Raw genomic sequence first — 26,165 nt, 5'->3', positions numbered from 1 at the left:
GACTCAGTATTTTCCGTAGGTGCCTTCTTTGAGGGCGTCGAAAAGGTTGGCGGCGGTATGGACTTCGCCGTCGTACTCTACCTGTTCGTTGCCCTTCAGGGTGACTTTGCTGCCATCGTCCAGGGTGAACTCATACAGGGTATTCTCAAGGTCTTTTTCTTTAACCAGTACACCCTGGAACGCCTCCGGGTTGAAGCGGAAAGTGGTGCAACCCTTAAGGCCCATGTCGTAGGCGTACAGGTAGATGCCCTTGAAGTCCTGGTACTTGAAGTCCTGCGGTACGTTGGCGGTCTTGGAAATGGAGGAATCAACCCACTTCTGGGCGGCCGCCTGAATGTCTACGTGCTGCTTCGGTGATACATCATCGGATGTGGTGAAGTAGCCGGGCAGCTTCTTGTCGTCGTCATCGGAGAACGGCATGGCGCCCGGGTTGACCAGGTGGCGGTAGGCCAGCAGTTCGAAGCTGAACACGTCCACTTTCTCTTTGGTTTTCCGGCCTTCACGGATGATGTTCCGGGCATAGTGGTGCGAGAAGCTCGGCTCAATACCGTTACTGGCGTTGTTGGCCAGGGACAGGCTGATGGTGCCGGTCGGAGCAATGGAGGTGTGGTGGGTAAAACGGCCACCTTTCTCGGCCAGTTGCTTGACCAGCTCAGGCTCTACGTGGCCGATCTGCTGCATGTAGCGGCTGTACTTCGCGTGCAGCAGCTTGCCCTTGAGGATGTCGCCCACCTTATAGCCGTCTTTGGCCAGCTCGGGGCACTTGCTCATCATCTTCGGAGTCACTTCGAACTCGTCTTCCATGATCGGAGCCGGGCCTTTCTCTTCGGCCAGGGCCAGGGACTGGCGCCAGCCTTCAACGGCCATCTCCCGAACCACTTCTTCGGTGAACTCCACGGATTCATCTGAACCGTAAGGCATGCGCAGCATAGCCAGGGTAGAGCCGAGGCCCAGAATGCCCATGCCATGACGACGCTTGTAGGTAATCTCGTGGCGCTGTTCAGCCAGCGGCAGGCCGTTGATTTCCACTACGTTATCGAGCATACGGGTGAAGGTGCCAACGACCTTGCGGTATTTCTCGTAGTTGAAGCTGGCCTTGTCGGTGAGCGGGTAGTCCACGAACTTGGTCAGGTTGACCGAACCCAGCAGGCAGCTGCCATAAGGGGGCAGGGGCTGCTCGCCACAGGGGTTGGTGGCACGGATGTCTTCGCAGAACCAGTTGTTGTTCATCTGGTTGACCTTGTCAATCAGGATGAAGCCCGGCTCGGCGTAGTCGTAGGTGCTGGTCATGATGGTGTCCCAGATGAACTGGGCTTTCACCGTCTTGTAGATGCGGCAGGCGACCTTGCCTTCATCGTTAATAACGTAGCTGTCCTGAACCGGGAAGTCGCGGTACAGGAACTTGCTGATGTCTGTCAGGTCCAGGCCCTCTTCTTCCACTTCCTTTTTGGTGACCGGGAAGGAAAGGTGCCAGTCGTCGCCGTTACGCACGGCTTCGATGAAATCTTCGGTGATCAGCAGAGACAGGTTGAACTGGCGCAGGCGGCCATCTTCACGCTTGGCCTGGATGAACTCGATGACGTCCGGGTGGTGAACATCAAAGGTGGCCATCTGTGCACCGCGGCGGCCACCGGCAGACGACACGGTGAAGCACATGCGGTCGAAGATATCCATGAATGACAGCGGGCCGGAAGTAGTGGCGCCGGCGCCGGCCACATAGGCACCACGGGGGCGCAGGGTGGAGAATTCATAGCCGATGCCGCAGCCGGCCTTGAGGGTAAGGCCTGCTTCGTGGTTTTTCTCCAGAATGTCATTCATGGAGTCGTGGATGCTGCCGGACACGGTGCAGTTGATGGTCGAGGTCGCCGGCTTGTGAGCCTCGGCTCCGGCATTGGAGGTGATACGGCCCGCCGGAATGGCGCCGTTCTGCAGGGCCCACAGGAATTCTTTCATGTACTTGTCGCGTACATTCTTTTTCTCGACTTCGGCAAGGGCGCGGGCAACCCGTTCGTAGGTTGCGTTGATGTCCTTGTCGACCGGCTCGCCAGTCTTGGTTTTCAGCTGGTACTTGCTGCTCCAGATGTCGAGCGAAGCTTCCTGCATCGGAATCGTTGTGATTACTGCCTGTGCCTTAGCGTTCATTGCCACCCTCGGTTTCCAGTCTGTCTTTGGCTTTAACCCTATATATGGGCTTATTTTGAATGGAGTATAACAGGATATAGTGTTCTGTGAATAAGGTACGAACTATTGCCGGAGCGATGCCCCGCAAAGAAATTCAATGGAAAAAGGCTTGAAACTCCGCAACCCCGCATGAAACCTGCGTTTGCGGAGATCACTAGATGTAGTGGTTAAAAGGTGATCCTTGCCACAATTAACAAAACAAAAAAGCGGGGCCAGGCCCCGCTTTTCAGGTCAGGCTCTGGTTCGAATCAGCCGAGTAACAGGCTGTCGTCGTCTACCTGAAGCCCGCGCTGTTTCTCGAACAGTCCCAGAAGGTCTTTCACCTCCAGGCCTTCCCGATCCTTACCGGCAATGTCGAACACCACCTGGCCCTGATGCAACATCACTGTGCGACTGCCGACTTCCAGTGCCTGTTTCATGCTGTGGGTGACCATCAGTGCGGTCAGCTTCTGCTCTTCGATGATCTGTTCGGTGAGATCCAGCACAAAGGCCGCGGTTTTGGGGTCCAGCGCCGCGGTATGTTCGTCCAGCAGCAGGATGCTGGACGGGGTCAGGCTTGCCATCAGCAGGCTCACAGCCTGGCGTTGGCCGCCGGAAAGCAGGCCCATCGTGTCACCAAGGCGGCTTTCCAGGCCCAGATTCAGGGAAGACAGGCTCTCCCGGAACTGGCCCAGATACTGTCTCTTTACCGCAGAAGTGAGGCCACGACGCTGGCCGCGCTTGATGGCCAGAGCCAGGTTTTCTTCGATGGACAGGTTTTCACAGGTGCCCGCCAGGGGATCCTGGAAAACCCGGGCCACCCGCGCAGCGCGTTTGTAGGTCGGCAGCCGGGTTACGTCCTGGTTGTCCACGATAATCTGGCCGCTGTCGACCATCACCTCGCCGGCCAGGGCGTTCAGGAAGGTGGACTTGCCGGCACCGTTACTGCCGATAACCGTGACAAATTCACCCTGGTTTACAGTCAGGCTCATGCCCCGCAAGGCCGGGTTCTCCAGGGGAGTACCCTTACCAAAGGTGAGCCTCAGATCGGTTGCGCTGATCATAGTGCCTCCTCAGGCTTTCTTGCGGGTGAAGCGGTTGGCGATATTGGTGCGCACGCCCGGCAGAACAATGGCCAGGGTTACCAGCACTGCGGTGATCAGGTTCAGGTCCTGTGCCTGCAATCCCAGAATGTCGGCATTCAGGGCAAAGGCGATCGCGAGGCGGTAGATGATGGCACCAATCACGCAGGCCAGCAGGGCCCGGATAACCGTAGACGGTGTGATAACCGCTTCGCCGCCAATCAGCGAGGCCAGGCCGATAACGATCACACCAACGCCCATGGTCACATCTGCCGCGCCCTGGCTCTGGGCGAACAGGGCGCCGGCCAGGCCAACCAGGCCGTTAGAGAGAGCAACGCCGAGAATGATCATGCCGCCAGTCGCGATGCCCTGGGCGCGAGCCATTCGGGCGTTGGCGCCGGTGGCGCGCATGGCCAGGCCGGTTTCGGATTTCATGAAACGCCAGAGCAGGATCAGTGACACAAAAACCACGATCACGAACAGCAGTACCGGAACCTGGTGGTAATCCAGCCCCAGATCGTACCAGGGGGTCAGCACGGTTTCTTCGGTAAGCAGCGCAATATTGGGCCGCCCCATGATGCGCAGGTTCACCGAATAAAGCGCAATCATGGTCAGGATGGAGGCCAGCAGGTTAAGAATGTTCAGTTTAACGTTCAGGATGGCAGTCACCGCACCGGCGGCCATGCCTGCCAGGACGGCACAGCCTGTGGCCAGCCAGGGGTTCCAGCCTTCCAGCAGCAGTACGGCCGCTACAGCAGCGCCAAGGGGAAAGCTGCCGTCTACCGTCAGGTCGGGAAAGTCCAGAACGCGGAAAGAGAGATAGATACCAAAAGCAACCAGGCCATAAATGAGGCCGGTTTCGAGTGCGCCGTAAAAAGCAATTTCGCTGAGCATGGGTATGGATTCACCGTGAAAGAAAACGGGCGGGCCCTTTTGGGGTCCGCCCGTGTTGGTCAGGCGTTACTTGTCGTTCTTGACGACTTTTACTGCTTCCTGGATGAGGTCTTCAGACAGGGTAATGCCCATGCGCTCACCAGCTTCAGGATTCACATACAGGTCCAGCTCTTCCATGATTTCCACCGGCATGTCTGCGGTGGTGGCACCTTCAAGTACGCGGGCTACCATGGCGCCGGTCTGGCGGCCGTGGTTGTAGTAGTTGAAGCCCAGGGCTGCAACCGCGCCACGCTCTACGCTAGCGGTATCAGCGGCAAAGACCGGGATCTTGGCGCGCTCGCCCACGGAAATAACCGCTTCAGCTGCACTGATAACGGTGTTGTCGGTGGTCAGGTAGATGGCATCGGCCTTGCCAACCAGGGAGCGGGCAGCGCCCAGTACTTCGGAAGTCTTGGTGGCGGCACCTTTAACCAGCTCCAGTCCACGGGCACTCAGGCGCTCTTCCAGCAGTTCCACCAGGGCAGCAGCGTTGGCTTCGCCCGGGTTGTATACGGTACCGATACGCTTGGCATCCGGCATTACACGCTGGAGCATATCCAGGTGTTTTTCGATCGGCAGCATGTCGCTTACGCCGGTGATGTTAGCGCCAGGTGCTTCCCAGCTCTTAACCAGCTTGGCTGCAACCGGGTCGGTTACGGCAGAGAAGACAACAGGAATCTCCCGGGCGGCTGCGGCAACTGTCTGGGCAGACGGTGTGGCAATGGCCACGATGACGTCAGGGCTTTCACCCACAAACTTGCGTGCGATCTGGGATGCGATAGCCGAGTTGCCCTGGGCACTTTCGTGCATAAGGCGCAGGTTTTCGCCTTCACGGTAACCACGTTCGGCCAGCTCGTCCACCACGCCCTGATGGACGGCATCCAGTGCCGGGTGTTCAACAATCTGGGTGATGGCAACTACACGAGTGTCTTCTGCCTGAACCAGGCTTGCAGCGGCGAGCAGCGACGCGCCGATCAGCGTACGCAGAGTTTTCTTGGCCATATGCCGATCTCCGGGTCTTTTGCAGGTTTCCCCTTGGAACGGGGTGGAAAATTTTCAAAGTTCGCAAGTTTACCACAGGGTTGCGGGGTTCGGGGTAGCGATTGCGATGAACTTTATCGGTTGTTTTTCCTCAATGTATTGAACTGCAGATAATTTTGCATTCATCACGTTTTGACGAGTGAAGGTGTGTTCAAATAGGCTACTAAAGTCGTAATGGCTATTCAGGCCACGGATAACACTAAAAACGCAACTCTGAAAACTATAAAGACAAAGCAGGAAGGTCCATGGACACAGCAAAGAAACTTCCCCTGGAAATGGTTTACCACCGGGAGGCCACAATGGCGGACTCCCTTTATATGACCCAGCCCATCGGCGATGGCAAGGTGGTGCAATACACCTGGGGCCGGGCGGTAGACGAAGCCCGCCGGATGGCATCGTACCTGAAGTCTCTTAACCTGCCGGAAAAAAGCCGTATCGGCCTGATTTCCAAGAACTGTGCCCAATGGGTGATGACCGACTGGGCAATCTGGATGGCCGGCCATATCTCCGTGCCACTGTATCCCACCCTGAATGCCGATACCGTCAACTACATCCTCGACCATGCCGGGTGTGAAGTCCTGTTTGTAGGCAAGCTGGACGACTGGGACATGATGAAGCCCGGCGTGCCGGATTCCGTGCGCTGCATTTCCTACCCCCTCAGCCCGCCCAATGATTTTGAAACCTGGGACGATATCGTTGCCAAGTATCCGCCGCTGGAGGGCAAGACCGAGCGTGAGCCCGAAGAGCTGGCCACCATTGTTTACACTTCCGGCAGTACCGGCCGGCCAAAAGGTGTGATGCTGAGCTTCAATAACATGGCCTTTGCTGCCGCCGGTGGCATCGAAACCCTGGGCGTGGGCCCGGGTGAGCGGATGTTGTCTTACCTGCCGCTTGCCCACGTGTTCGAGCGGACCTTTGTGGAGCTTGGCTCACTGTACGCCGGGTTCGAGCTGTATTTTGCCGAGTCACTGGATACCTTTGTCCAGGACCTGCAGCGTGCACAGCCGACCCTGTTCCTGTCTGTACCCCGCCTGTGGGTGAAGTTCCAGCATGGCGTGCTGCAGAAGGTGCCGAAGCAGAAGCTCGAGCGTTTGCTGAAGATCCCCGTGGTCAGCAAGCTGATCAAGAAAAAAGTGCTCAAGGGGCTGGGACTCGACAAGGTCAAGCTGGCAGGCTCCGGTTCTGCGCCGCTGTCCAACGATGTGCTCGACTGGTACCGCAACTTCGGGCTGGAGCTGCTGGAAGGCTACGGCATGTCCGAGAACTTTGCCTACTCCCACATGAACAAGCCCGGCCGTACCCGGACCGGTTATGTTGGCGAGGCGCTGCCCGGCGTTGAAGTTAGAATCAGCGAGCAGGGCGAGGTGCTGGTGAAGAGCCCGGCCACCATGATGGGCTATTACAAGGACGAGGAGAAAACCCGGGAAACCTTCACCGAGGACGGCTTCCTGAAAACCGGTGACAAGGGCGAAATCGACGAAATGGGTCGTCTCAAGCTGACCGGCCGCATCAAGGAGATCTTCAAAACCAGCAAAGGCAAGTACATTGCCCCGGCACCGATCGAGAACCGCCTGATGGCTCACGATGCCATTGAGATGGTGTGCGTTTCTGGTGCCAACCAGACCCAGCCCCATGCGCTGGTGCTGCTGGGCGAGGAAATCCGTCCTCAGATGGCCGACGCCGGTTTCCGGAAGGAAATCGAGGAAAGCTTCAAGAAGCTGATTGCCGACGTGAACAAGACGGTGGATCCCCACGAGCAGCTGGCGTTCATCACGGTTGTCAGCGATGAATGGTCCATCGAGAACAGCTTCCTGACACCCACGCTGAAGCTCAAGCGTAACGTGGTGGAGGATGCCTACCAGGCGAAGGTGGATAACTGGTATGCCCAGAAGCAGCCGGTGATCTGGCAGTAACGGCTGCAGGATTGATGGTGAACGACAAAGGCCCGGCATATTGCCGGGCCTTTGTTTTTTGCGCCAGTTGAAAGCGGGCTCTAAGCCATGGAGCGGGAATTGGAGATGGAGCGGTTCATCAGAATAATCGGGATGATACCGGCCAGCACAATGATCAGCGCGGGCAGTGCGCTATGGTACAGCTGCTCGTCAGACGCAAACTGATACACGTAGGTGGCCAGGGTCTCATAGTTGAAAGGCCGCAGTATCAGCGTTGCCGGCAGCTCCTTCATGCAGTCCACGAAGACCACCAGTGCCGCCGTAATCAGTGTACCCCTGAGCATCGGCAGGTGGACTTTCACAAGGGTTTTGCCGGGGCTGTGGCCCAGTGAACGGGACGCCATATCCATGCTTGGGGTTACTTTCTGCAGGGCGCTTTCCACGCTGCCGGCTGATACTGCCAGAAAGCGGACGGTGTAGGCGAAGATCAGGGCAAAGGCACTGCCGCTGAGCAGCAGGCCGGTACTGACTCCCAGGTAATCCCGCATCAGGGAATCCAGCCAGTTATCAAACCCGGCCAGGGGGACGATCACACCGACTGCCAATACGGCACCGGGCATGGCATACCCCAATGAGGACAGGCGCATCAGCACCTGCATGCCACGGGTGTTGTGCAGCCGGCGGCTGTAGGCCAGGGTTACCCCGATTACCAGCGTGGTCAGGGCGGCCGAGCCGGACAGGAACAGGCTGTTCATGGTGTTGCGCAGGAAGTCGGGGTTCCAGCTTACATCGAAATATTCCCAGGCGTAGTAGCCGAGCGTTGCACCGGGAATGACAAAGCCCAGCACCAGTGGCACGGCACATACCACCACGCAAATCATCTGGCGCGGGAAAGACATGGTGAACCGGTGCAGCGGCTCACGGTTGTCCCGGGCGGCAAACTGTTGCTGCCGGCGGCGGGAATAGCGTTCCAGCGTTACCAGCAGTACCACGAACATCAGCATGGTGGTGGCAATCTGCGCGGCTCCCCCCAGATTGCCCAGGTTCATCCAGGTATCGAACAGGCCTGCGGTGAGCGTTTGTACCGCAAAGAAGTCCACGGTGCCGAAGTCGTTCAGGGTTTCCATCAACACCAGCGACAAGCCTACGGCGATGGCCGGGCGCGCAATGGGCAACACTACCTTGAAGAAGGTGCTCAGGGCAGAATGGCCAAGGCTGCGGCTGACCGCAAACAGCGATGGGGACTGTTCAAGAAACGCTGCGCGGCCGAGCAGGTACACGTAGGGGTACAGCACCAGCCCGATCATGATGGTCGCGCCGCCCAGGCTGCGTATTTCCGGAAACCAGTAGTCGGCGGCGCTTTGCCAGCCAAACCAGTCCCGCAGGGCAATCTGAACCGGGCCCGCGTAATCCAGCAGGCTGGTATACACATAGGCGATCACGTAGGCGGGCACCGCAAAGGGCAGCATCAGCGCCCATTCGAAAAATTTACGGCCGGGAAATTCGCACATGGTGACCGCCCAGGCCGTTGCCAGCCCGATGGCCAGTGTAATTACGCCCACACCGATCATCAGCTTGATGGTAGTCACCAGGTAGCGGGGCAGTGTGGTTTCCAGGAGGTGCGGCCAGATGTTCTCTTCCGGGAACAGGGCCAGGACAATCACCGACAGAACGGGTAAGGCTACGATGGCAGTGGTGACCAGTGCGCTGATCATCCATCGTTTGGAGGTTCGTTTGGCCAGCAATGGTTGCGATAGACCCGGGTTGGCGCTGGTAACGACCTCTGTCATGAGTGATCCGTTCTGATAGTGGTGATGAGAAGTGTTCCGATTTTAGATACTGAGCATGCTCCCTGCAATGATGCGGGTCATTTCCTTTTGTCCTGCTAAAAGAAAAGGTGCCCCGGAACCCTCCGGAGCACCTTTCGAGTCAGCTATAAAAGCTATCGATCAGTTACTGATGGATCAGCCGTCGTAATCCACGGTGTCGACCAGTTTTACTGCAGCGTTCCGGTTGTTGGCAATCTCCTGGAGAGACAGGCCATCAGGGTTGATCTCACCCCATTCAGCCACCAGTCCGGTGGGCTTCACCTCCGGGTTAGCCGGGTACTCGGTGTTTGCCTCGGCGTAGATACGCTGGGCGCTCGGCGATGACAGGAACTCCATCAGTTTGATGGCGTTGTCCTTGTTGGGAGCGCTCTTGGTCAGGGAGATACCGCTGATATTAACGTGGGTGCCGCGGCCTTCAGCGTTCGGGAATACCAGGTTCACCTGTTCGGCAATCGGGCGCTGGTTTTCATCCATCAGCATGTTGCCATAGTAGTAGCTGTTACCAATGGCTACGTCACATACGCCTTCGGCGATGGCTTTTATCTGGTCGCGGTCGCCACCTTGCGGTTTGCGGGCCAGGTTCTCTTTAACGCCTTCCAGCCATTCCCGGGTGGCTTCCTCTCCATGGTGGGCAATCATCGAAGAAATCAGGGCGATGTTGTACGGGTGCTTGCCACTGCGGGTACAGATGCGGCCTTCCCACTTGTCATCGGCCAGGTCTTCATAGCTGGCGATTTCACCGGCTTCCACGCGCTCTTTGGAGGTGAAAATCAGGCGACCACGGGTAGTCAGTGCATACCACTTGCCTTCCGGGTGGCGCAGGTTTTTCGGAATGTTCTTGTTCAGCGTGTCTGACTCAACACCGGCAACCAGGTCTTTCTCGACCAGCTCGTTAATGCGGGAGATATCGACCGTCATTACGATATCTGCCGGGCTGTTTCGGCCTTCACGCTCCAGGCGCTCTGCAAGGCCCTGCTTGGCGAAAACCACGTTGGTTTTGACGCCGGTTTCGTCAGTAAAGGCATTCAACAGAGGTTCAAGCAGGTAAGCCTGGCGGTAAGAATAGATATTCACTTCGCCGTCTGCAGAAGCGGTCAGGGGCAGGGCCGTCAGGGCGATGGCAGCGGTAGCGGCAAGTTTCATTCGCATAGTTTCGTTCCTTTGGACTTTGAGCCTGTATGGGGATGAATCTTACAAGCAACTATAAACGGCAACCATTCTCATTACTATCAGCATCGGAGTCAATAACCCTTTTGGAATAATTTGGTGCCGCAGAATGATGAGTAGTACGTAGATAAAAAAGGCAGGCCGTTGATAATGGAGTCAGTCAAGCAAGGAAGGTTTTTACTGATGAAATGCCCGTCGATCGCCCGAAGTGTTGTGATTTTTGGACTGCCACTCCTGCCCCTGCTCGGTTTGTCGGGGTGTGCCAGTTATTACACTCACTACGCCATGTTTCCAGCGGAGAATTCGGCCGGCGAAAGCCGCCAGGTAAGGGTGCACTGGGATAGCGCCGACTATCCTGACTGGTGGTTGCTGTCTGACAAGTCCACCACCATGAAGGTGGAAACGGAGTGCAGCGAGCGGGTCTGGCGGCTGGCTGATGACAGTCATGACCAGGCAGGGGAGTGCGGAGATGGCATCCGGGCCTGTGCAGATCCGGCCCGGGACACTGTGGCGGGTTCAGGCCAGCCGGCATCCGGCACCACCGCGTGTATGACAGTTTCATCCCCGGACGGAGCCGGGCGCATTGCGGAGCTGGGCGGCCAGTTTTCTTTGCAGGTTTCCTGCGAGCCTGCGCAGCGGCAAATAGTACGGGGTGACGAAGAAGTTAACGTCGATTACATCCGCTCCTCAGCGGTGGCTTATACCGTGTTCGCCAGGCGGGTACCCAGAGGCTCTTTGAGTGCGCGCTTGCCGGCCTTTGATGAATCGCTGTGTAAGGAGGAGTGATCAGCCAGGTGTAACCTGTGATGGCTGTCCCGCTGATACAGTTTGTTGCACAAAGATAAACTGCGTTACCTGAGGGCGATTTACAGTGACGGTTGGCTACTAAATTAAAGTGACGTTTATTTGTGCAAGTGACAAACTGTAAAATAGTGTCAAAAGCTTGAGCCGAGGTGCGTGGTGGGCGTAAGTCAGAGAAAAATAATGGTCCATGACCTCGAGATCGGCATGTTTGTGTCGGATCTCGATCGTCCATGGCACCAGACGCCATTCCCCATTCAGGGGTTCTACATTCGTTCCCAGAGTGATATCCGGACCCTGCATTCCCATTGCAAGTGGGTCAAGGTAGACGTTGCCGAAGCGCGGCAGAAGGTTGACCAGGAAGAGGGCAATGTCCGTCTGTTCAGCCAGCGGGCTTCCGGGCGGGGTAATGGCCGGAACGAGCTGAAACTGCCGCCACTGAGTATCCGCGAGCCGGTCAGCCACCAGGTTACGGTACCTCTGCGTAAAGAAATAAAGGCTTCGCGGGAACTTCTCGACGATGGCGAGGCGGCTCTTCAGAAGGTTTTTAATGCTATTCGCTCCGCCAAGGCCCCTGATTTGCGGCCGGTAGCCAATCTCACCCGCAAGATGGTCGCCAGTGTCGTTCGTCAGCCCAGTGCTCTGCTGTGGCTCAGCCGCACTCGCCACTATGATGATTTTCTTTACCAGCACGCCCTGAATACAGCGGTGTGGGCGTTGGTTTGTGGCCGTCAACTGGGCTTGAATGAAGGTTTGCTCAACCACCTGGCGATGGGCTGCCTGTTGTCCCAGGTAGGCAAGACTGCGCTGCCCAAAGACCTGGTTGAGCGTGAGCAACAGCTTTCCGCGGAAGAGTACGCGCAATACCGCAGTTATATCGAACGTGGTGCGGCGCTTTTGGAAAACTCGGGGCTGTCCCGGGCGGTGATGACGGTGGTTCAGAACCATCGAGAGCGCCATAACGGTTCCGGTTTCCCTCAAGGGCTGAAAGGCGACAGAATTCCGTTGCTGGCCAAGGTCGCCGGTATTGCCGAGTTTTTCGAATCGCTGATTACGCCCCGCGAAACCCGCGATTCACTGACGCCGGCGAAAGCGGTGTCGATGCTTTACGAAATGCGTAACATCGAGTTTCAGGATGACCTGGTCGAGGCCTTCATCAAGGCAATCGGGGTTTACCCCACCGGCAGCCTGGTGGAGTTGTCAGACGGGCAGCGGGGCATTGTGATTTCCCATTCGCCGGAACGGCGGCTGTGGCCCAGTGTCATGGTGATGCAGGATGCCGGTCGCCAGTCCCGTAAAACGGCAAAGATTATCGACCTGGCCAGCTATAACGAATCGAAATCCGGAGAGGCAATGCTTTCTGTCAGGGAGTGTCTGCCCCATGGTACGGAAGGGCTGGACCCGGCCGGCTATGATGTGACCGGAGCCGAGTCCCGCTGGTCGCTGGGCAAGCTGCTCAGTCGATAATTACCCGGATATCCTTGGTAATCCACCGGTAGGTGTCTTCGGGCCTGAAGTTGATCCGGATGTCGGATTCACCACCGGTGTCGCCCGCCACATAGTACTCTACTTCCGCCGTCTGCCAGCTCCAGGAGTGCACCGCGATATCATTCGGGCGGGCGCTGACTGCCTCGATTTCGGCTAACGCCGCCTCACCACCGATTTTTCGTACTTCAATGGTTTTGATGCCAGTGTCGCTGGCGGGATGGCGGGCAAGGTAGTCTTTCAGGAAGTAACGGCGGCCATAATGGTTGGAAATGCTCGCCAGCTCCCGCTCAAGGTAGTTTTCAGCCTGCTCACTGTCGACATCTTCCAGGGTTCTGACAGCTTCGCGGATTCGGTCGGCCAGGGATTGCAGGTCTTCTTTATAAACGGTGTTCGGGTCCAGGTCCTCGTCGTTTTCAGGGCGAGACGGTGCTGCCTCAATTTTCCGCTGGCTGGGCGGCTCGCCACAGAGGCGGTCATCCTCAGGGTAGAAGCAGATACTTTGCAGAATGCGGTTCGCTGGCGAATCTGCCGCGGAAAAATCCTGGGCGCTCACTTTGAAATCGAGGGTGTCAGGGATATCCGGATCGTTAATCGCTTCGTTAATCGCTGCATTCAGCTGCTCGATCACTCTCGGGCGAATGTCGATGCCTTCGCCTTCGCTCACGTTGCCGGACCAGTCCAGCGCCAGCAGGAACCGTGTGCGGTTTTGCAGCTCGGTGTTGTTCGGGATCAATCTGGCTTCCACCGGCCGGTGATCTTTCAGGCCGCGATCGTTCACGCTGGCGGTTTTCAGGGCTTCCCGCAGTTCCGGCTGGAAATCCAGGAAGCTGACAAAATCCTGTGCCGGAACGTTATTGATGACCAGTAACTTGCCCACTTTCAGTGACAGGGTTTCACCGGGATAGTAGCGGAACTCGCCGGCTTCGTTGGTTTCACCGCTCTGGCTGTTGGTGATGTAGGTCAGTCCGCTGAGGCCCTGGTAATTGATTCGCCCGATGCGGGTGTCGTCAGAGCCGGAGCCGCCGCTGTCCAGGCAGCCGGTGCAAACCACGGCAGCGGAAAGTGGAAGAAACAGGCGGGTAAGGTGAACGAGTTTCATGGTATGTCGTACAATCCCTTCGCGTTGACCTGATGCACCCGATGCCTGGTGACAGGTGTCTTGTAAGTTGTTGTAACGGCATTATAGGGACGGTGCCTGGAGTATATCGGGAATCCTGTCGCAGTTTGGGGGTTTGGCCTGCTGCCCGGGTTGTAATCCCCGGCCTTGAAATACCGCCTTTTGCCACAATTCAATAGCTCTCTACTTTTTAGCCTGGCTTGCCAGGCAAATTTCGGAAACGGTACGGTTTATGACCTTTGCACTCGAAATCGAAGGGCTGGAGAAAAGCTATGGCGATGGCTTCCGGGCCCTCAAGGGAATCGATCTGAAAGTCAGGGAAGGGGACTTTTTCGCCCTGCTGGGCCCCAATGGTGCCGGCAAATCCACGACCCTGGGCATAGTGTCGTCCCTGGTGAACAAGAGTGGCGGCAAGGTGAGGGTGTTTGGCCACGATATCGATACGGATCTCTCGGGCGCCAAGCTGAACCTTGGTGTGGTGCCACAGGAGTTCAACTTCAACCAGTTCGAGAAAGTCATTGATATCGTCACTACCCAGGCCGGGTATTACGGCATTCCCCTGAAGCAGGCCAGGGCTTCTGCCGAAAAATACCTGCGCAAGCTTGGTTTGTGGGACAAGCGTGACACCCCGTCCCGCATGCTGTCCGGCGGTATGAAGCGGCGCCTGATGATTGCCCGGGCCCTGGTGCATGAACCCAGGTTGCTGATTCTTGACGAGCCGACCGCCGGTGTCGACATCGAATTACGGCGCTCTATGTGGCAGTTCCTGGAAGAGATGAACCGCCAGGGCACCACCATTATCCTGACCACCCATTACCTCGAAGAGGCGGAAGCCCTGTGCCGTAACATCGCCATTATCGACCACGGCGAGATTATCCGGCACACCAGCAAGCGGGAACTGCTGCAGCAGCTGAACGTGGAAACCTTTGTTCTGGATACAGAACAATTGATGGATTCCGCGCCGGAACTGGACGGCTTCCGTAGCAGTCTTAACGAAGACGGCGCCCTGGAAGTCGATGTGGAGAAAGGTCAGAGCCTGAACTCCCTGTTTGTCGAACTGGAACGTCAAGGAATCAAAGTGGTGAGTATGCGTACCAAGGCCAACCGGCTGGAGGAGCTGTTTGTGCGAATGGTCGAAGACAATGCCCGGGCAGCCGAAAACGGTGCGGGGGTGAAAGCATGACCATTCAGGCCCTCTGGATCGCGTTCCAGACCATTGTCCTGCGGGAAATCCGCCGTTTCACCCGCATCTGGCCGCAGACGCTGTTGCCGCCGGCGGTCACCATGACCCTGTACTTCATCATCTTCGGTAACCTGATTGGTTCCCGGATCGGCGACATGGGCGGCTACGACTATATGCAGTTCATCGTGCCCGGTCTGATCATGATGGCGGTGATCACCAACTCCTACGCTAACGTGGTGTCGTCATTCTTTTCGATGAAGTTCCAGCGCAGCATCGAGGAGTTGCTGGTGTCGCCGGTACCCAACTGGACGATTCTGGCAGGTTATGTGGCGGGTGGTATGGCCCGGGGCCTGAGCATCGGACTGATTGTTACCCTCTTGTCCCTGGCGTTTACCCAGCTGTCTATCCACAACCTGCCCATGGTGGTGATTACGGTGTTCCTGACCTCGGCACTGTTCTCCCTTGGTGGCTTTATCAATGCCATGCTGGCCACCAAGTTTGATGACATCTCCATTGTGCCGACGTTCGTGCTCACGCCTCTGACCTATCTCGGTGGTGTTTTCTACAGCATCGACCTGCTGCCGGCGTTCTGGCAGGGGGCGTCGATGATCAACCCGATTCTGTACATGGTGAACGGGTTCCGCTACGGCATACTGGGTGTTTCGGACGTTAATCCGTTCATCTCCCTTGGTATGATTGTCGTCTTTATTGTCCTGTTGGCTGCCGTTGCACTGCGCATGCTGGCCCGGGGCAAAGGCATCCGTCACTGATCGGGGAATCTTTACGACATGGCATTGCATAACGCTCCGCTGGGTAAATCCAGCGTATACCCGGATCAGTATGATCCTTCGTTACTGTTTCCGGTCGCACGGGAAGAGAATCGGCGTCGCATCGGCCTGGAAGACGGTCGCTGGCCCTGGTTCGGGGAAGATCTCTGGCAAGCCTGGGAAATCTCCTGGCTTCGGCCTGGTGGCGTGCCGGCGGTCGCCTGGGCGGAGATCCGCTTTCCTGCCGCGTCACCGTCCATCATTGAAAGCAAATCGCTCAAGCTGTACCTGAATTCCCTCAACCAGGCCGTGTTCTCCACCGTCGAACAGGTGGAGGAAACCATTACTGCCGACCTGTCCAGTGCCTGTGGAGCGTCTGTGGATGTGCGTCTGCTCAGTGTGGATGAATCGGCGCCGGCTATCGGGCGCCCGGAAGGTTATGAGCTGATTGATGACGAGCCGGTAGATGATGTGGTGTACGAGTACTCGGCGGAGTCCCTGGCGGTGTCCGGTGAGGAGGTCAGCGAGCAGCTGTGTTCGCACCTGCTGAAAAGCAACTGCCCGGTCACCGGCCAGCCGGACTGGGCAACGGTGCTGATCCGCTATCAGGGCAAGAAGATAGATCGATCCGGCCTGTTGCGCTACATCGTCAGCTTTCGCCAGAAGCAGGACTTTCACGAGCACTGCGTGGAAACGGTGTTTACAGACCTGATGGCCCGCTGTAAACCGGAACACCTGACGGTGTGTGCACGCTATACCCGCAGGGGTGGGCTGGATATCAATCCGTGGCGCAGCACCAGCTCTGAGCAGGGTCCGGGGCCGCGGCTGGTACGGCAGTAAAGGCGGGGGTTATTCGCTGTCTCCCTCGATGCGCAGCCGGTCGGCGGCGTCTTCGAGGGCGGCCAGTATGGCCTTGCGCTCTCTCTCGGTAATCTTTTCCGAATCCATATACATGGCAAATCCGCTGTGCTCGTGTTCCATGAAGCTGCGGTGCGGGCCCATGTCCCGGCGGAAGTCCACCACTTCATAGATCGGCACCGGCTTGGCAAAGCCTTTTACCGTGATCTCGCCCTTGTCGCGGCACATGATGCGATCTTTCACCAGCGAGAAGGTTTCGTAGGAAATCAGGATTTCGCCGGAATCCGCCAGGGACTCCAGGCGGCTGGCGAGGTTCACTTCCTTGCCGATGATGGTGTAATCCATGCGATTTTCGGCGCCGAAGTTGCCTACGGTGGTGTAGCCGGTGCTGATGCCCATACGGATCTGTAACGGTGTCTTGATGCCCTGGCTTCGCCACTTCTGGCGCATGATCTTCATGTGCTTGCGCATCTTGATGGCCATGGATACGCAGGCAAAGGCATCTTCTCTCTGGCCCCGGCTGGTGGGGTCGCCGAAAAAGACCATGATGGAATCGCCAACGAATTTGTCGATGGTGCCGCCGTATTTCAGGGCCACTTCCGACATTTCGTTGAAGTAATGGTTGAGCAGTTCGGTCAGCGCTTCCGGCTCCATTTCTTCGGAGAGTTCGGTAAAGCCCTTGATGTCCGAGAAGAAAATAGCGAGCTTCTTGCGCTGGGTTTCAAGCCGGACATCCCGCTCGCCGGTAAAGATGGATTGCCAGACCTGGGGCGACAGGTATTTGGAAAGCTTGTGCGACAGGGCAATGGATTGCTCCCGCTGGTTCTGGATCTGGGTTTTGGCCAGGAGCAGGGCGCGGGCTTGCTGGTGGGAATAGTACGCGGTAACGCAAATGTAGGTGCCGGTTGCCAACACCGAGATCAGGCTGGTCAGCAGTGGCGACTGGAAGCTTTCGGCAACACCGAAGCTGGCAACCGACACAGCCGTGGCCGCGCCCATCAACAAGGTGCCTACCAGCCATTGGCGTGTGCCACCAACAATCAGGCAGCTGAACATCAGCATAAGCACGGTGGATACCGCAGGAATGGCGACTAATCCGATCATTCCGATAAAGCCACCGCCGATCACGCAATCCAGGAACAGCATTTTCTGCCGGATGCGGGGAGATCGTCTCAGAAAGGTGCGACGGGATATCAGGTGTGCGGCGTGGGGCCAGAGCATGGTGCCTGCGACCAGCCAGAGCATCCAGCCCGGGAAGACATCTTGCAGTACGCCGGTGATGATAATGGCAGTGTTAACGCCATACCCGAGAATCCGGTCGCTGTAATCCGGCATAGGCGGAATAGCCACGGTTTCGTGGCTGGAGAGGTCGCCATGCACAACTTTTCCGGCGGACCCGGTAGCGTTGCGTAATTCTGCCGGTGCGTTCATCATTTCAGAGCCTGGCCCCAAGCACAGATTCAGACACGGAGTTGCTAAAATTCTTTTGGTCGCTCATTGTGTGCTGCCGGTTTTTTGTAGTTTTGAAGTGAGCTAACACTGAAGGTTAGCAGTATTACGTATAAGCCACAATTCTTACAGGTGTCTATGAGCTCTGTTACCCGCTTTCTGCTTGACCGTGCCTCCGAGCCCCGCCTGGAGGCTCCGGCTCCGCCCAGGGATGTTCTCGAGCAGGCTTTCCAGTGTGCAGCAAGGGCTCCGGACCATGCCTTGTTGCGCCCCTGGCGCTACCTGGTGATAGAGGGTGAGGCGCTGGCAGCCCTTGGCGAGCTGTTCGCCTCTGCGTGCCCGGAAACCGCCAGTGAGCAGGAAGTCGAAAAATCCCGTAAAGCACCGCTGAGGGCTCCGATGGTGATTGTCGGGATTGCCTCACCGCAACATCATCCCAAGGTACCGGAAGTAGAGCAGGTGATGTCTGCTGCTGCCGGCATGGCATTCATCGGTCTGGCATTGCGCGATGCGGGTTACGGCGGCATGTGGCGCACCGGCCCGGTTACCTACCATGCACAGGTGCATCGTGGCCTTGGGCTGGCGGAAGGCGAATCGATAGTCGGTTTTCTGTATACGGGTACTGTGGTGCAGGAAAAGCCACCCGTGCCGCGGCCGGAAACCCGTGAATTTGTTGAAAATTGGCAAGCGCCGGGGCAGCTTGCATCCTGGGATGAATGATCGGTTGCTTTCAGAATCAGGGTCAGTATAATCCTCCCACTCTCCGATGGCGGCGTGGTGAAATTGGTAGACACGACGGATTCAAAATCCGTTGGGGTAAAACCCGTGGCGGTTCGAGTCCGCCCGCCGCTACCACTTATTGGCCGCAACCTGCGGCGTCGTGAATAGCCCGGCCCATGAACGTCTCTGATTTCCACTTTGACCTGCCGGACGAGCTCATCGCCCGTTACCCGCTCAAACAACGCAGTGCATCCCGTTTACTGAATCTCGATGGCCCTACCGGCCACACCCGGCACCTTCGTTTTACTGACCTGCCTGATCTGCTTCAGCCTGGCGACCTTCTGGTGTTCAACAATACCCGTGTTATTCCAGCGCGCCTGTTCGGCCAGAAGGAAACCGGTGGCCGGGTAGAGGTGCTGGTTGAGCGAGTGGTCGGTGAACACGAAATCCTGGCCCACACCCGTTCTTCAAAGTCTCCCAAGCCGGGGCAGCGGGTGTTGCTTGAGGATGGTACGGCCCTGCGCATGACCGGCCGGGATGATGCCCTGTTCCGCTTTGTCTGCGAGAGCGAAGAACCCATTCTTGATGTGCTCGAGCGCATTGGCCACATGCCGTTGCCTCCTTATATGGAGCGGGATGATGATCAGTCAGACCGGGAGCGTTACCAGACCGTCTACGCCAGGGAGGCGGGTGCCGTGGCGGCGCCTACCGCCGGGCTTCACTTTGACGACGATCTGCTGGGGCTACTGAAAGAAAAGGGTGTTGAGTTTGCCTACGTCACCTTGCACGTAGGCGCCGGTACCTTTCAGCCGGTTCGGGTGGATAACGTCAAAGACCACGTGATGCACAGTGAGGTTGCCCACGTTCCCCGGGAAACGGTAGATGCCGTGAACCAGGCCCGCGCCAGGGGCGGTCGGGTAGTGGCAGTGGGCACCACCTCGGTACGGTCGCTGGAATCCGCCAGTCACAACGGCGTGCTGTCGGCCTTTCGGGGTGAAACCGATATCTTTATCTATCCCGGCTACCGTTTTCAGACGGTGGACGCGATGGTCACCAATTTCCATCTGCCGGAGTCCACGCTGATCATGCTGGTCAGTGCGTTTTCCGGCTATGAACATATTATGTCTGCTTATCGTAAGGCGGTTCAGGAGCGTTACCGGTTTTTCAGCTACGGTGATGCCATGTTCCTGACCGGCCAGCAGTCAAGCCTTGGGCGCCAGGCTGCGTCTGGCCAAGCCGATACTGATCAACCGGAATCCCGTGGAGAATCCCTGTGAGTAATTCCTGTTTCATGAGCTTCGAGAAACTTGGAGAAGATGGCAAGGCCCGGCGTGGCCGCCTGACCTTCCCCCGGGGAACGGTCGAGACGCCGGCGTTCATGCCGGTGGGTACCTACGGTACCGTCAAGGGCATGCTGCCCCGGGACATCAAGGAAATCGGTGCGGAAATCATTCTGGGCAACACCTTCCACCTGATGCTCCGGCCGGGTACGGAAGTGGTCAAGGCCCATGGTGACCTGCACGACTTCACCCAGTGGCAGGGGCCGATCCTCACGGATTCCGGCGGTTTCCAGGTGTTCAGCCTGGGCGAAATGCGCAAGATCACCGAGCAGGGCGTAACCTTCCGTTCACCGGTGGATGGCTCGAAAGTGGAGTTGTCGCCGGAGATTGCCATTGGCGTGCAGCGGGACCTGGGATCCGATATCGTCATGATTTTTGACGAGTGTACGCCGTATCCTGCCACCGAGAAGCAGGCGAAGGAATCCATGGAGTTGTCCCTGCGCTGGGCAGAAAGAAGCAAGAATGCCCATGAGGGTAATCCTGCGGCACTGTTCGGAATCGTTCAGGGCGGCATGTATGAATCCCTGCGGGACCGCTCGCTGGAAGGGCTGACTAATATCGGGTTTGACGGCTATGCCATTGGTGGCCTGTCGGTAGGGGAGCCGAAGGAAGACATGATCCGCATTCTGGATCATCTGCCGCCCAAGATGCCGGAAGACAAGCCCCGCTACCTGATGGGCGTGGGTCGCCCGGAAGATATTGTTGAGGCCGTGCGCCGCGGTGTCGATATGTTCGACTGTGTAATGCCCACCCGGAATGCCCGTAACGGTTACCTGTTCACCTCAACCGGTATCGTGAAGATTCGCAATGCCAGGAACCGGCACGACACCGGGCCCCTGGACGAACGGTGTGACTGCTACACCTGCCAGAATTTCTCGAAGAGTTACCTGCACCATCTGGACAAGTGTGGTGAAATGCTGGGCTCCCAGCTCAATACCATCCACAATCTGCGCTTTTACCAGAACCTGATGAGCGGATTGCGTGGCGCCATTGAAGCAGGTACATTGTCCGACTTTGTAAGCGAATTCTATGCCTTACGCGGCGAAAGTGTGCCGCCGCTGGGCGATTCCTGATCAAGTTTTACACCTAGACAAGTCAATAAACGGAGAACCTGAATGAAATCAATCAAACTGCTCATCGCCGGTCTGCTGTCTCTGATGCCTGCATTGGCCATGGCTCAGGATCCGAGCGCCCAGGGTATGAGCGTGATGGGTCAGATCATCTTCTTCGCAGGCTTTATCCTGATCTTCTACTTCCTGATCTGGCGCCCGCAGTCCAAGCGTGCAAAAGAGCACAAAGCTCTGATGTCCGGCCTGAACAAGGGTGACGAAGTTGTTACTTCCGGCGGCGTAGCCGGTCGCATTACCAAGGTTGCGGACGACTTCATCGTTCTGGAAGTGTCCGATAACGTAGAAATCAAGGTTCAGAAAGTAGCTGTAGCAGCCGCCCTGCCGAAGGGTACGCTGAAGGATATCTGAGCTGGTCAGGCGCCGGCGCCCTGTGGCGCCGGCTGATTCATACTGGCTGACACACCAAGACCGGCGACCAGTCGGCTCAAAGGGATCCCATGCTGAACAAGTATCCTCTCTGGAAAAATCTGGTGATCGTGTTTGCACTGGTCATCGGGTTTATTTACGCCTTACCCAATTTTTTCCCCGACGATTACGCCATCCAGATCACCGGCGCCCGTGGTAGCACCGAGGTAGACCAGCGTGTGCTCGACCGCGCACTTGGCGAACTCGAAAGCCGCGGTATCGAAGTCAAATCCAGCCTCCTCGAAGAGCGGGACGCCCTGATTCGCCTGACCAGTTCCGATGACCAGTTGCGGGCGAGGCCGGCAGTGCAGGCGGCCCTGGGTCGGGAATACCTGGTGGCCCTGAACATGGCTCCGTCGACTCCCGGTTGGCTGCAGAGTCTGGGCGCCGGCCCCATGAAGTTGGGCCTGGATCTTCGCGGCGGTGTTCACTTCCTGCTGGAAGTGGATATGGAGACGGCGGTTAACCAGCGCCTTGAGGCCCTGTCAGGCCAGATCAAGCGCGATATGCGTGAAGAGCGCATCCGCTACCGGGGCGGTGATGTGGGCGAGAACCGCAACATCATCCTGAGTTTCCGCGATTCGGAGACCCGCGCCGAAGCATTCACGCTGATTCGTGACAACTACAACGAATTCCTGCTCGACGAGAGCACCGAGGGTGGTGAATTCCTGATTTCGCTCGCCCTTTCTGAAGCCGAAGTTCGTAATATCCAGGAATACGCCCTGGAGCAGAACCTGACCACTATCCGTAACCGGGTAAACGAACTGGGTGTTGCCGAACCACTGGTACAGCGCCAGGGCGCGAGCCGGATTATTGTGGAGCTGCCGGGCGTGCAGGATACGGCACAGGCCAAGCGGGTTCTGGGGGCTACGGCCAACCTGGAATTCCGGATGGAAGCCCGCCAGGACACCGCATCTGCCGAAACCGAGCAGTTCAGCTTCCGGGATGAGCCTAATCGTTCAGCCCGCCTGGAGCGGGACGTTATTGCGACCGGTAACAATGTGGCAAATGCCCAGCAGGCGTTCGACGAGAACGGCCAGCCGCAGGTTAACATCACCATGGATTCTGTGGGTGGTGACCTGATGAACCGCGCTACCCGCAATAACATCGGTCGCCGGATGGCGGTGCTGTTTATCGAGTACCGTACCGAGACCGAAACCCGCGAAGTCGATGGCGAGATTGTCGAGACCGAAAAGCGCGTAGTAGAGAAGGGCTTGATCAGCCTGGCAACGGTGCAGTCTGCCCTGGGCAGCAGCTTCCGTATCACCGGCCTGGATTCCATTCCCGAAGCTGCGGAACTCGCACTGCTGCTGCGTGCCGGTGCACTGGCTGCGCCGATGTACTTTGTGCAGGAGCGGACCATCGGGCCAAGCCTGGGTCAGAAGAACATCGACGCCGGCCTGATGTCGGTAATGATCGGCTTCAGTCTGGTTCTGATCTACATGGCGTTCTTCTATCGTGGCTTCGGCATGATGGCCAACGTGGCGCTGACCCTCAACCTGATGTTGCTGGTGGCGTGTATGTCGATACTGTCGGCCACCCTGACGCTGCCGGGTATTGCCGGTATCGTTCTGACAGTGGGTATGGCCGTCGATGCCAATGTGCTTATCTTTGAGCGCATAAAAGAGGAGCTTAAATCGGGCGCGCCGCCACAAAGTGCGATCAACTCCGGTTACAGTCGCGCCTTTGTATCCATTTTCGATGCCAACATCACCACGCTGCTGGTGGCGGTGATTCTGTTCGCCATGGGCTCCGGCCCGGTCAAGGGCTTCGCCGTTACCCTGTGTATCGGTATCCTGACCTCCATGTTTACCGGCCTGATGGTCGGGCGCAGCATGGTGAACCTGGTGTATGGCGGCCGCAGGGTCGAGAAACTTTCGATCGGAGGGAAGCTGGCCAATGGCTGATACCGAAAAGCAACCGTTTGACTTCATGGGCTTCCGAAAGATTGCTTCGGTGCTCTCTATCGCCCTGGTAATTGCGTCTATTGCGTTGCTGGGCATTCGCGGCCTCAATCTCGGCATGGACTTTACCGGCGGCACCTCCGTCGAGTTCGAATATGCCGAGGCTCCGAGCCTTGATGAAATCCGTACCCAGCTGACGGAAGCCGGCTACGAGCAGTTCTCGGTGCAGAACTTCGGGGCTGACACCATCGTGCTGATCCGCATGGCGGAAGCAGGTAACGATGAGCTGGCGAACGAGGTGACCGAGGTGCTGTCACGCACGGGCGCCGAGCTGGAACTGGTGAGTTCCGAGTTTGTCGGCTCCCAGGTGGGTGACGAGCTGAAAGAAGACAGTGGCCTTGGGCTGTTGATTGCGCTGGCCGTAGTACTGATCTACGTCGGCATGCGTTTCCAGTTCAAGTTCGGTATCGCCTCGGTGATTCCGCTGGCCCACGATGTGTTGATTGTGCTGGGTGTGTTCGCCCTGTTCCAGTGGACCTTTGACCTGACTGTTCTGGCAGCCTTGCTGGCCATTATCGGTTACTCCCTGAACGACACCATCGTCGTGGCGGACCGTATCCGGGAGAATTTCCGGAAAATGCGGGTAGGGGAGCCGTGGGATATCATCAACCAGTCCATCCATGAGACCATCACTCGTACGATCAACACCTCCGGCACGACGCTGGTGGTGCTGATTGCGCTCTATTTCCTCGGGGGTGAGGCGATCAACAACTTCGCCCTGGCCCTGATGATCGGTGTGGTTGTGGGTACCTATTCCTCCATCTATGTGTCTGCGAACATGCTGATGGTGATGGGTGTAACCCGCGAAGACCTGATGGTACCTGCAAAGGAAGGTGCCGGAGACGAGGCGGAGGAAGAGCAGCCGCCCGAGTGGTTGAATCGTATGTAATGTTTGCCTGTCGGGCCTTGTGGCCCGGTATAAAAAAACCGCCAACCCGAAAGGATGGCGGTTTTTTTGTGCCCGGTAAATTTACCGTGGCAGGCGACCCCGGAAGGGGTGCAGTACTTTCAGGACTTCGCGGAACAGTTTCGGGTTCGCCACAATCAGCTGACGGGCGTTGCCAGCCGAGGGATTGCCGGAAAAGTCGCCGGTCAGTGCGCCGGATTCCATAGCCAGAGTAACCCCGAGGTCGAGGTCAGCTGCGGCAGGGCGGAAGATAACGGCTGCATCCAGCAGGCCGGCGGAAACCCGGGCAATATCCAGGACCACGCAGCCCGAGGTGCGGAACATGGCGGTTTCGCTGGCCAGTGTTGCGGCCATTTCGCCCCATACCATCGGATCATCGCCCTGACGGGTCTGGTCCAGAAGGTTGGTGGAGATTGCAGCCTTGGCCGGCAGTTTTACATCGGAAGCCCGCACGCGGCGGCTGTTCAGGGCAGCACCATGGCCGCGACTTGCGGAGTATTCCTCGCCGGTCACCGGGTTAACCAGTAGCAGGTTCTCGGTGCGGTTGTTCTTTTTCTGGGACAGGGCCAGGGCGAACTCGGGAATGCCCCGTACAAAGTTCTCACGCCCCAGAACCGGGAAAATGTGCCAGCTTTTATCGCTACCGTTGGCATCAGCCTCGCCCATCGGAGCGATGGTGTGGTCTTTGTAGGCCTTTTCAAGCTGTTCGGCAAAGTTGTCGTAAATGGACTGCTCAACCCGTTCCAGCTGGCGCAGGCGGTCAGACTCATCTTTACCGTTAGGTTCCTGGCGCTCGAAGTGGGCTTTCAGGTAGTCGGATCCCTGGCGGGCAACGCGCAGGGCCATTTTGATTGCTGGTTGCATCTGAGTGTTCATTATCCGGGTGTGTTAAGGCCGGCTATCATAGCAAAAACTCCCTTCGCTTGTACGTTTTTTGGCTCAGGAAATCCACGGATACCATGGGGTTCGGGCGAAGTTGCGGGATTTCCGGAGAGCGGAAACGGTCGGGTTTCTGCTATCATGCGGCTCTTTTTCGCGAATGTACGACCAGTCACAGGCCCCACGAACATGCACAAGCACGCAATGCCGCAGGAAGGAAGCGACACTTTCAATGATCAGGTCCGGATTGTTCTGGTTGAAACCTCCCACTCCGGAAATATCGGTGCGGTAGCCCGGGCGATGAAGAATATGGGGCTGGGGAATCTCTGGTTGGTGAATCCTTCGTCTTTCCCCGATGAAGCCTCCTACGCTCGTTCGGCCGGTGCTTCGGATGTGCTTGACCGGGCCCGGGTGGTTTCTTCGCTGGATGAAGCCCTGGCGGACTCCATCCTGGTGATGGGTACCAGCGCCCGCGGCCGCAAGGTACCCTGGCCGGTGATGGCGCCGCCGCAGGCGGCGGCCATGGCATCAGAGCACAGTGCGAAGGGGCGGGTGGCCCTGGTATTTGGCAGGGAGAATCACGGGCTGTCGAACGACGAACTTCAGCGTTGCCACTATCATATCCATATTCCCTCGAACCCTGATTACAGTTCGCTGAACCTGGCCATGGCGGTTCAGGTGGTCTGCTATGAACTGCGCATGCAGTACCTGCGGGGCCTTGAAGAGGGCGAGTCCAGCCCCTACCTTGAGGCTATGGTGGCGCCGGGTGATGCCGGCTGGGATGTGCCGCCGGCAACAGTGAATGATGTGGAAGGGTTCTTTGGCCACCTGGAGCAGGTGCTGGTGGATGTGAATTTCCATCGCCGTGACAATCCGCGTCAGTTAATGAGCAGGTTAAGGCGCCTGTTCCAGCGGGCACGGATGGATGAAATGGAAATAAACATCCTGAGAGGCGTACTCTCTGCAGTCCAGAAGGCCGCCGGAACCCAACAAGGTGGTATGAAGCATAAACCGACGGCGGAATCCTCCGCAGACGAAGGGCGGGAATAAAGT

22 protein-coding genes and 1 tRNA gene are annotated in these 26,165 nt (G+C 57.6%); 14 read left to right on the top strand and 9 right to left on the bottom strand.

Going from position 1 to position 26,165, the window contains the following annotated elements; all coding sequences use genetic code 11:
- Positions 1-3: 3 nt before the first annotated feature.
- The 4 genes from AC13DJ_RS04620 to AC13DJ_RS04605 all read right to left on the bottom strand — a co-directional run bounded on the left by AC13DJ_RS04620 (position 4) and on the right by AC13DJ_RS04605 (position 5,177).
- The gene (locus AC13DJ_RS04620) at positions 4-2,142 is read right to left on the bottom strand and encodes an adenosylcobalamin-dependent ribonucleoside-diphosphate reductase (RefSeq protein ID WP_474539301.1); all 2,139 of its coding nucleotides are present in this window, start codon (positions 2,140-2,142) and stop codon (positions 4-6) included.
- 287 nt (positions 2,143-2,429) lie between these two features.
- Positions 2,430-3,224 carry an ABC transporter ATP-binding protein gene (locus AC13DJ_RS04615; protein WP_474539299.1) on the bottom strand — a complete coding sequence of 265 codons (795 nt, stop codon included), beginning with the start codon at positions 3,222-3,224 and terminating at the stop codon, positions 2,430-2,432.
- Between the two features lie 9 nt (positions 3,225-3,233).
- The gene (locus AC13DJ_RS04610) at positions 3,234-4,136 is read right to left on the bottom strand and encodes an ABC transporter permease (protein ID WP_058340514.1); all 903 of its coding nucleotides are present in this window, start codon (positions 4,134-4,136) and stop codon (positions 3,234-3,236) included.
- Positions 4,137-4,202: 66 nt separating this feature from the next.
- Positions 4,203-5,177 carry an ABC transporter substrate-binding protein gene (locus AC13DJ_RS04605; protein ID WP_482933990.1) on the bottom strand — a complete coding sequence of 325 codons (975 nt, stop codon included), beginning with the start codon at positions 5,175-5,177 and terminating at the stop codon, positions 4,203-4,205.
- A gap of 284 nt (positions 5,178-5,461) precedes the next feature.
- Here AC13DJ_RS04605 and AC13DJ_RS04600 point away from each other — a divergent pair, with 284 nt between their 5' ends.
- Positions 5,462-7,129 (top strand): AMP-binding protein, encoded by a 1,668-nt coding sequence (locus AC13DJ_RS04600; RefSeq protein ID WP_474539297.1) that lies wholly within the window; start codon positions 5,462-5,464, stop codon positions 7,127-7,129.
- Positions 7,130-7,209: 80 nt separating this feature from the next.
- Here AC13DJ_RS04600 and AC13DJ_RS04595 read toward each other — a convergent pair whose 3' ends face one another.
- Entirely contained in the window at positions 7,210-8,898 is a 1,689-nt protein-coding gene (locus AC13DJ_RS04595) for an ABC transporter permease (protein ID WP_022989184.1), read from the bottom strand.
- A gap of 174 nt (positions 8,899-9,072) precedes the next feature.
- A complete protein-coding gene (locus tag AC13DJ_RS04590; RefSeq protein ID WP_482933991.1) occupies positions 9,073-10,086 on the bottom strand; it encodes a Fe(3+) ABC transporter substrate-binding protein in 1,014 nt (337 codons plus the stop codon).
- 201 nt (positions 10,087-10,287) lie between these two features.
- Here AC13DJ_RS04590 and AC13DJ_RS04585 point away from each other — a divergent pair, with 201 nt between their 5' ends.
- Positions 10,288-10,890: a hypothetical protein gene (locus AC13DJ_RS04585; protein WP_482933992.1), complete on the top strand. Its 603-nt coding sequence runs from the start codon at positions 10,288-10,290 to the stop codon at positions 10,888-10,890.
- A 174-nt stretch (positions 10,891-11,064) separates the two neighbouring features.
- Positions 11,065-12,372 (top strand): cyclic di-GMP phosphodiesterase, encoded by a 1,308-nt coding sequence (locus AC13DJ_RS04580; protein WP_482933993.1) that lies wholly within the window; start codon positions 11,065-11,067, stop codon positions 12,370-12,372.
- On the opposite strand, the gene AC13DJ_RS04575 is transcribed toward AC13DJ_RS04580, so the two are convergent.
- Complete coding sequence (locus tag AC13DJ_RS04575) at positions 12,362-13,492, bottom strand: organic solvent ABC transporter permease (protein ID WP_482933994.1); 1,131 nt, start codon at positions 13,490-13,492, stop codon at positions 12,362-12,364. The genes AC13DJ_RS04580 and AC13DJ_RS04575 overlap by 11 nt on opposite strands.
- A 250-nt stretch (positions 13,493-13,742) precedes the next feature.
- Between AC13DJ_RS04575 and AC13DJ_RS04570 the strand changes: the two genes are divergently transcribed.
- The 3 genes from AC13DJ_RS04570 to queF are packed head-to-tail and all read left to right on the top strand — an operon-like array spanning position 13,743 to position 16,300.
- Complete coding sequence (locus tag AC13DJ_RS04570) at positions 13,743-14,693, top strand: ABC transporter ATP-binding protein (protein ID WP_286815300.1); 951 nt, start codon at positions 13,743-13,745, stop codon at positions 14,691-14,693.
- On the top strand, positions 14,690-15,463 hold the full coding sequence (locus AC13DJ_RS04565; RefSeq protein ID WP_022989190.1) for an ABC transporter permease: 774 nt from the start codon (positions 14,690-14,692) through the stop codon (positions 15,461-15,463). Before AC13DJ_RS04570 ends, AC13DJ_RS04565 begins: the two co-directional genes overlap by 4 nt.
- A gap of 18 nt (positions 15,464-15,481) precedes the next feature.
- Positions 15,482-16,300 (top strand): NADPH-dependent 7-cyano-7-deazaguanine reductase QueF, encoded by an 819-nt coding sequence (gene queF, locus AC13DJ_RS04560; RefSeq protein WP_482933995.1) that lies wholly within the window; start codon positions 15,482-15,484, stop codon positions 16,298-16,300.
- A gap of 9 nt (positions 16,301-16,309) precedes the next feature.
- On the opposite strand, the gene AC13DJ_RS04555 is transcribed toward queF, so the two are convergent.
- Positions 16,310-17,752 carry an adenylate/guanylate cyclase domain-containing protein gene (locus tag AC13DJ_RS04555; RefSeq protein ID WP_482933996.1) on the bottom strand — a complete coding sequence of 481 codons (1,443 nt, stop codon included), beginning with the start codon at positions 17,750-17,752 and terminating at the stop codon, positions 16,310-16,312.
- Between the two features lie 153 nt (positions 17,753-17,905).
- Between AC13DJ_RS04555 and AC13DJ_RS04550 the strand changes: the two genes are divergently transcribed.
- The 7 genes from AC13DJ_RS04550 (at position 17,906) to secF (ending at position 24,215) form a co-directional block, all read left to right on the top strand.
- Positions 17,906-18,487, top strand: a complete 582-nt coding sequence (locus AC13DJ_RS04550; RefSeq protein WP_482933997.1) for a nitroreductase family protein — start codon at positions 17,906-17,908, stop codon at positions 18,485-18,487.
- A gap of 48 nt (positions 18,488-18,535) precedes the next feature.
- A tRNA-Leu gene (locus tag AC13DJ_RS04545) sits at positions 18,536-18,622 on the top strand.
- A gap of 41 nt (positions 18,623-18,663) precedes the next feature.
- A complete protein-coding gene (queA, locus tag AC13DJ_RS04540; RefSeq protein ID WP_482933998.1) occupies positions 18,664-19,764 on the top strand; it encodes a tRNA preQ1(34) S-adenosylmethionine ribosyltransferase-isomerase QueA in 1,101 nt (366 codons plus the stop codon).
- Between the two features lie 14 nt (positions 19,765-19,778).
- Positions 19,779-20,900, top strand: a complete 1,122-nt coding sequence (gene tgt, locus AC13DJ_RS04535) for a tRNA guanosine(34) transglycosylase Tgt (RefSeq protein WP_036219564.1) — start codon at positions 19,779-19,781, stop codon at positions 20,898-20,900.
- Between the two features lie 99 nt (positions 20,901-20,999).
- Positions 21,000-21,305 carry a preprotein translocase subunit YajC gene (gene yajC, locus AC13DJ_RS04530; protein WP_482934014.1) on the top strand — a complete coding sequence of 102 codons (306 nt, stop codon included), beginning with the start codon at positions 21,000-21,002 and terminating at the stop codon, positions 21,303-21,305.
- An 89-nt stretch (positions 21,306-21,394) separates the two neighbouring features.
- On the top strand, positions 21,395-23,269 hold the full coding sequence (secD, locus tag AC13DJ_RS04525; RefSeq protein ID WP_288370063.1) for a protein translocase subunit SecD: 1,875 nt from the start codon (positions 21,395-21,397) through the stop codon (positions 23,267-23,269).
- Positions 23,262-24,215 (top strand): protein translocase subunit SecF, encoded by a 954-nt coding sequence (gene secF / locus AC13DJ_RS04520; RefSeq protein WP_094625051.1) that lies wholly within the window; start codon positions 23,262-23,264, stop codon positions 24,213-24,215. Before secD ends, secF begins: the two co-directional genes overlap by 8 nt.
- An 81-nt stretch (positions 24,216-24,296) precedes the next feature.
- Here the strand turns inward: secF and AC13DJ_RS04515 are convergent, their stop codons facing one another.
- Positions 24,297-25,097 (bottom strand): inositol monophosphatase family protein, encoded by an 801-nt coding sequence (locus tag AC13DJ_RS04515; protein WP_036219547.1) that lies wholly within the window; start codon positions 25,095-25,097, stop codon positions 24,297-24,299.
- Between the two features lie 204 nt (positions 25,098-25,301).
- On the opposite strand from AC13DJ_RS04515, the gene trmJ reads away from it, so the two are divergent.
- Positions 25,302-26,162, top strand: a complete 861-nt coding sequence (gene trmJ / locus AC13DJ_RS04510; protein WP_482933999.1) for a tRNA (cytosine(32)/uridine(32)-2'-O)-methyltransferase TrmJ — start codon at positions 25,302-25,304, stop codon at positions 26,160-26,162.
- Positions 26,163-26,165: the final 3 nt, after the last annotated feature.

This window comes from Marinobacter sp. L-46 (assembly GCF_056859535.1).
Note: the sequence above shows the minus strand (reverse complement) of the source record. Positions and strands in the feature narration are given on the sequence as shown.

Excerpts from the sequence above, each read along its gene's own strand:
- AC13DJ_RS04605 (WP_482933990.1), bottom strand. The coding sequence starts at position 5,177 with ATGGCCAAGAAAACTCTGCGTACGCTGATCGGCGCGTCGCTGCTCGCC.
- AC13DJ_RS04590 (WP_482933991.1), bottom strand. The coding sequence starts at position 10,086 with ATGCGAATGAAACTTGCCGCTACCGCTGCCATCGCCCTGACGGCCCTG.
- queA (WP_482933998.1), top strand. The coding sequence starts at position 18,664 with ATGAACGTCTCTGATTTCCACTTTGACCTGCCGGACGAGCTCATCGCC.
- AC13DJ_RS04570 (WP_286815300.1), top strand. The coding sequence starts at position 13,743 with ATGACCTTTGCACTCGAAATCGAAGGGCTGGAGAAAAGCTATGGCGAT.
- tgt (WP_036219564.1), top strand. The coding sequence starts at position 19,779 with ATGAGCTTCGAGAAACTTGGAGAAGATGGCAAGGCCCGGCGTGGCCGC.
- AC13DJ_RS04585 (WP_482933992.1), top strand. The coding sequence starts at position 10,288 with ATGAAATGCCCGTCGATCGCCCGAAGTGTTGTGATTTTTGGACTGCCA.
- yajC (WP_482934014.1), top strand. The coding sequence starts at position 21,000 with ATGGCTCAGGATCCGAGCGCCCAGGGTATGAGCGTGATGGGTCAGATC.
- queF (WP_482933995.1), top strand. The coding sequence starts at position 15,482 with ATGGCATTGCATAACGCTCCGCTGGGTAAATCCAGCGTATACCCGGAT.
- secF (WP_094625051.1), top strand. The coding sequence starts at position 23,262 with ATGGCTGATACCGAAAAGCAACCGTTTGACTTCATGGGCTTCCGAAAG.
- secD (WP_288370063.1), top strand. The coding sequence starts at position 21,395 with ATGCTGAACAAGTATCCTCTCTGGAAAAATCTGGTGATCGTGTTTGCA.
- AC13DJ_RS04620 (WP_474539301.1), bottom strand. The coding sequence starts at position 2,142 with ATGAACGCTAAGGCACAGGCAGTAATCACAACGATTCCGATGCAGGAA.
- AC13DJ_RS04555 (WP_482933996.1), bottom strand. The coding sequence starts at position 17,752 with ATGATGAACGCACCGGCAGAATTACGCAACGCTACCGGGTCCGCCGGA.
- AC13DJ_RS04565 (WP_022989190.1), top strand. The coding sequence starts at position 14,690 with ATGACCATTCAGGCCCTCTGGATCGCGTTCCAGACCATTGTCCTGCGG.
- AC13DJ_RS04615 (WP_474539299.1), bottom strand. The coding sequence starts at position 3,224 with ATGATCAGCGCAACCGATCTGAGGCTCACCTTTGGTAAGGGTACTCCC.
- AC13DJ_RS04515 (WP_036219547.1), bottom strand. The coding sequence starts at position 25,097 with ATGCAACCAGCAATCAAAATGGCCCTGCGCGTTGCCCGCCAGGGATCC.
- AC13DJ_RS04600 (WP_474539297.1), top strand. The coding sequence starts at position 5,462 with ATGGACACAGCAAAGAAACTTCCCCTGGAAATGGTTTACCACCGGGAG.
- AC13DJ_RS04595 (WP_022989184.1), bottom strand. The coding sequence starts at position 8,898 with ATGACAGAGGTCGTTACCAGCGCCAACCCGGGTCTATCGCAACCATTG.
- trmJ (WP_482933999.1), top strand. The coding sequence starts at position 25,302 with ATGCACAAGCACGCAATGCCGCAGGAAGGAAGCGACACTTTCAATGAT.
- AC13DJ_RS04610 (WP_058340514.1), bottom strand. The coding sequence starts at position 4,136 with ATGCTCAGCGAAATTGCTTTTTACGGCGCACTCGAAACCGGCCTCATT.
- AC13DJ_RS04550 (WP_482933997.1), top strand. The coding sequence starts at position 17,906 with ATGAGCTCTGTTACCCGCTTTCTGCTTGACCGTGCCTCCGAGCCCCGC.
- AC13DJ_RS04575 (WP_482933994.1), bottom strand. The coding sequence starts at position 13,492 with ATGAAACTCGTTCACCTTACCCGCCTGTTTCTTCCACTTTCCGCTGCC.